The following is a 4675-nucleotide window of genomic DNA, read 5'->3' as shown; positions in this document are numbered from 1 at the left end:
GGACCTGGCCCAGGCCGCCGCGGACGTCGTGGTGCGCCGGCGCGGCACGTCGGTCTGCAGCACCACCGACCTCGCCTCGCACCTGGGCACCTTCTCCGATGCGGCCCTGGATGCGGAGGCGCTCGGGCAGGCGATCGCCGCCGAGCGGGCCTCGGGCAAGCGCATTGTGCTGACGAACGGGTGTTTCGACGTGTTGCACCGCGGCCACACCCGCTACCTGAACCAAGCCAAGCAACTGGGCGACGTGTTGGTCGTGGCGCTGAACAGCGACGCATCTGCCCGGCGGCTGAAGGGGCCGGACCGGCCGATCAACCCGGCCGCCGACCGGGCCGGCATCATCGCCGCGCTCAGCTGCGTGGACTACGTGACAGTGTTCGACACGGACACGCCCATCCCGCTGATCGAAGCGATCCGGCCCGACATCTACGCCAAGGGCGGGGACTACTCTCCGGAGATGCTCGAGGAAACGGCGGTGGTAGAAGCCTGCGGCGGCGAGGTCTGCATCCTGGACTATGTGTCCGACCACTCCACCACGGCGGTGGTCCGCCGGATCCGCGGCTCGGCGCCCCCGGCGGAAACAGGTCCCGCCCCGGCCGCGGGAGCGAATCCGGCCTCGGGACTTGATTCGGCGTGAGCCGCAGGAGTTCAGCCAGCTGGGCCCTCGCTCCACCGGAAACAGGGCCGGAGCTGGACGTGTTGGTGCCCAGCTATGGCCGGGAAGCGGAGCTGGCGGTGACGCTCGCCGGGTTGGCGGCGCAGGACGGCCCGGAGTTCTCGGTCATCGTCAGCGACCAGACCGACGGCGCCCCCGCCTGGGAGCACCCGGCCGCCGGGGCGATGATCCGGGTGCTGGAAGCCCAGGGGCGCCCGGTCCGGCTGGAGCGGAATCTGCCCCGGCGCGGGCTGGCCGAGCAGCGCGACTTCCTGCTCCGGCTTGCCACGGCTGAACTCGTGCTGTTCCTGGACAACGACGTGTGGCTGGAACCGGGCATGCTGGTCCGGATGACGGCGGCCATTCGGGAGGCGGGCTGCGGATTTATCGGTGCAGCGGTGCAGGGCATGTCCTACCTGGACGACGTGCGGCCGGGGGAGCAGGAACCCTTCGAACTGTGGGACGGCCCGGTGCGGCCCGAGCGCATCCGCCGCGAGGACCACCGGTTCGGCCGCTGGCAGCTGCATAACGCGGCAAACCTGACGCATATCGCCGCCGGGTTGGGCATTCCGGACGGTGGCTGGCGGCTGTACAAGATCGCGTGGGCCGGCGGCTGCGTGCTGTACCGTCGGAGCGCGCTGCTGGAGTGCGGCGGGTTCGGATTCTGGCAGGAACTGCCGCCGGCCCACGCCGGGGAAGACGTGGTGGCGCAGCTGAGGGTCATGGAACGCTACGGCGGTGCCGGCATCCTGCCCTCCGGCGCCGTCCACCTGGAATCGCCCACCACGGTCACCGATCGCTCCACGGAAGCCGCGGACGTGGTGCTGCGGGATTAGCCCCGGCGCAACCTATCCCGCTTCCTGCCACCCGCCGCCGACCGTGTAGCTGGCGACCAGCGTGCCCGCCCCGGGCTGCATCGAGTCGTCGGGATCGTCGTAGAGCTGCGCCGCGTCCGCCTTGCTGTTGGACAGGATGGACTCCGCCGCTTCCTTGGCCTCGGCCAGCGAGGCCCCGAACACCTCGCTGCGGGCAGGCAACTGGTCGGTGCGGACGATTTCCGCATCGGTTTCGCTGAGCGGGACCGTATAGCCGCGGTGCTCGTCGCTGACCGGGAACTCGAAGCTTTCCCCGTCCGGCGCGGCCGGAATGGTGTACTCCAGGTAATAGGACATGGCGGTGCTCCTTTCGGCGCTGTCGGCCGCCGGTCAATCACGGCGGCGGCCCGGGCCCCCAGCCTGTCACAGCCGAAATGCGGTGCATAGGCCGCAGGAGTCCAACCCCCTCCGGCGGGGCGTTCCCGTCCCAGCCGCCCCGGATTCGCCCGCGGCCGGTTAGCCGTGCAGCGTCGTCGTCGTTAGACTGGCAGTTGCGTAAGGGAGTATCCAGATGCGCTGCAGCCGTCAACACGTAGGGCGCCGACGCCCGGCCGGTTGCAGTGGCCGGCCGTGCCGGAGGAGAGACTTGCGGGCTCACCGCTACCCGCTTACGGAAGGAAACCCATGAGCGTTTCTCCCCTGATTTGGGGCATCACGATCGCCGTGATCCTCGCGTTGCTCGCCTTCGACTATTTCTTCCACATCCGCAAGGCGCACGTGCCCTCGCTGAAGGAAGCGGCCATCTGGTCCGCCTTGTACGTGGGCATCGCCATCGTCTTCGGGATCCTGGTGCTGATTTACGGCGGCGTGGACATGGGCTCCGAGTACTTCGCGGGCTACATCACCGAGAAGGCGCTGTCGGTGGACAACCTGTTTGTCTTCCTCATCATCATCGCCAGTTTCAAGGTGCCGCGCGAAGACCAGCAGAAAGTGTTGCTGTTCGGCATTGTGTTCTCGCTGATCGCCCGCACCGGGTTCATCTTCCTGGGCGCGGCGCTGATCAACACGTTCGCCTGGGTGTTCTACGCCTTCGGCCTGATCCTGATCATCACGGCGGGCAACCTGCTCAAGCCCGGACACGACGGCGGCGAGGCGGACAACTTCATCATCCGGCTGGCCAAGCGCTTCTTCCACACCACGGATTACTACGACGGCGACAAGCTGTTCACCGTCAAGGACGGCAAGAAGGCGATGACGCCGATGCTGCTGGTCATGGTGGCCATCGGCGGCACGGACATTCTGTTCGCCCTCGACTCCATTCCCGCGATCTTCGGCCTGACGCAAAACGTCTTCATCGTCTTCACCGCCACGGCCTTCTCGCTGATGGGCCTGCGCCAGCTGTACTTCCTGATCGACGGCCTGCTGGACCGGCTGATCTACCTGTCCTACGGCCTCGCAGCAATCCTGGCGTTCATCGGCGTGAAGCTGATCCTGCACGCACTGCACGAGAACAACCTGCCCTTCGTCAATGACGGCAACCCGGTTCCCGTGGTCGAGATCACCACCGGACTCTCGCTCACCGTCATCATCGGCATCCTTGTGGTCACCGTCGTCGCCTCGCTGCTGAGCAAGGCCGGCAAGGCACAGAACGCCATCAACAACGCACGCCGGCACGCGGTCAACTACATGGATCTCTCCTACACCGCTGACCCGGCAGAACGTGAACGCATTTACCGGCTGCTGGTGGAAGAAGAGCGCCAGATCGTGCAAATGGATCCGAAGTACCGCAACAAGGCCAAGGACGTGGACATCATCCGCGAACAAGTGGCCGAGGCCCACCGCCAACACGCGGAATACCAGCGGAGCTAAGTCCGCCCGGGCCGGTCGGACAAACGTCGGCTGACCGGCCCGGCGCACTGATTCGCCGGGCCGGTCGGGACAGGACCGGCCCCCCTTCAAGGGCAAAACGTCCGGTGCTACCGTGAGTCTACTGATCAAGAGAACCCGCAGTTCCAATAGCAGGGAAGGTGATCACCATGACCGAGCAGGTCAACACGACCCACGCAGCCAACAAAAGGTACGCCGAGCTGTACAAGAAGCCGGGACCCTGGATCACGGTCTACGTGGACGCCAGCACGGGGACCGTGGACTCCCTGCGGGCAGGCGATGTGCTGCCGGACAGGCTGCGGGAATCGCTCGGGAAGCAGGGCGCCGCGAAAGCGGACATCGAGGCCGTGATCGACGCCGTTTCGCCGGCCACCGGCGTTCCGTCTCCGGTCTCCCGCTTCGTCCTGGTGCGCGGCGGTGAGGCCGAAATCAACGAGGTGCTCCCGGGCGAAATGTCCGGCCCGGAGGTGGTTCACACCGGCCCGATTCCGGACCTGGTGCCCCTGTTGAAGGCCCGCGGCGACGATTTCCCGTACGTGGTGGCCGAAGTGGGTCGGGACGGCGGCGAGGTCCATCTGCAGTACGCTCGCCGGAACGGCGTGGTGGAAACGAGGACGGTAGAGGGCGAGCGGGAGAACCTGACCAAGGTTCCCGGCGGCGGCTGGTCCCAGGGCCGCTATCAGCACCGCACCGAGGAAATCTGGCGCAAGAATGCCGATGAAATCGCCGCCGAGATCGACCGCGTGGTGCAGGCCAGCAAGGCGCGGCTGCTGATTGTGGCCGGCGATATACGGGCCCGGGAACTGGTGGTCGACCAGCTTTCCGAAGCCAGCCGGGCGATCGAAGTCACCATCGAGTCGCACACCCGCACAGGCGGCGCGGACAAGGACGCGCTCCGTGCCGAAATAGCCGCCCGGGTGGCCCATGTGTGGACGGAACAGCGCAAAGCCATCCTCGACCGCTTGGCCAACCAAACCGGGCAGGCCCATCCGGAGTGGACGGCGGGCCTGGGCGAGTGCGTCCGGGCCCTGCAGCAGGCGCAGGTCGGCACGCTGCTCATGAACGACGACGCCCTCGCCGATCACAACGTGCATGCCCTGACGGCCGAACCGTGGATCGCTACGGCGGGGGAGCAAGCCGTCAATGGCGACCTGCTGGCCAAGGTGCCTGCCCCTGCGGCGCTGGTCCGGGCAGCGGCGCTGACCGACGCGCGGGTGACCATGGTCCCCGAAGGAGCCCTGCCGGGAGGCAAAAGCATAGCGGCGCTGCTGCGCTGGCCCACCGGCCCCGACGTGCCGCGCGGCTAAGGTCCTTCGGCGGG

Annotated in this window: 5 protein-coding genes; 4 read left to right on the top strand and 1 reads right to left on the bottom strand. The window is 67.4% G+C overall.

The window, feature by feature from the left end:
* The coding region (gene rfaE2 / locus AC5RUJ_RS11390; protein WP_494155883.1) for a D-glycero-beta-D-manno-heptose 1-phosphate adenylyltransferase at positions 1 to 634 on the top strand (634 nt) is incomplete at its 5' end.
* Positions 631 to 1488 (top strand): glycosyltransferase family 2 protein, encoded by an 858-nt coding sequence (locus AC5RUJ_RS11385; RefSeq protein ID WP_494000781.1) that lies wholly within the window; start codon positions 631 to 633, stop codon positions 1486 to 1488. The genes rfaE2 and AC5RUJ_RS11385, both read left to right, overlap by 4 nt.
* A gap of 12 nt (positions 1489 to 1500) precedes the next feature.
* Here the strand turns inward: AC5RUJ_RS11385 and AC5RUJ_RS11380 are convergent, their stop codons facing one another.
* Positions 1501 to 1824 carry a hypothetical protein gene (locus tag AC5RUJ_RS11380; RefSeq protein WP_494000780.1) on the bottom strand — a complete coding sequence of 108 codons (324 nt, stop codon included), beginning with the start codon at positions 1822 to 1824 and terminating at the stop codon, positions 1501 to 1503.
* Positions 1825 to 2151: 327 nt separating this feature from the next.
* Between AC5RUJ_RS11380 and AC5RUJ_RS11375 the strand changes: the two genes are divergently transcribed.
* Together AC5RUJ_RS11375 and AC5RUJ_RS11370 are read left to right on the top strand one after the other, a co-directional pair.
* A complete protein-coding gene (locus AC5RUJ_RS11375) occupies positions 2152 to 3336 on the top strand; it encodes a TerC family protein (RefSeq protein WP_494000779.1) in 1185 nt (394 codons plus the stop codon).
* A gap of 167 nt (positions 3337 to 3503) precedes the next feature.
* On the top strand, positions 3504 to 4661 hold the full coding sequence (locus AC5RUJ_RS11370) for a baeRF2 domain-containing protein (protein ID WP_494012948.1): 1158 nt from the start codon (positions 3504 to 3506) through the stop codon (positions 4659 to 4661).
* The last annotated feature ends 14 nt before the right edge of the window (positions 4662 to 4675 follow it).

The organism is Arthrobacter sp. Y3223164, from assembly GCF_059091005.1.
The sequence above is the reverse complement of the archived record's forward strand: the minus strand, read 5'-3'. Positions and strand labels throughout refer to the sequence as shown.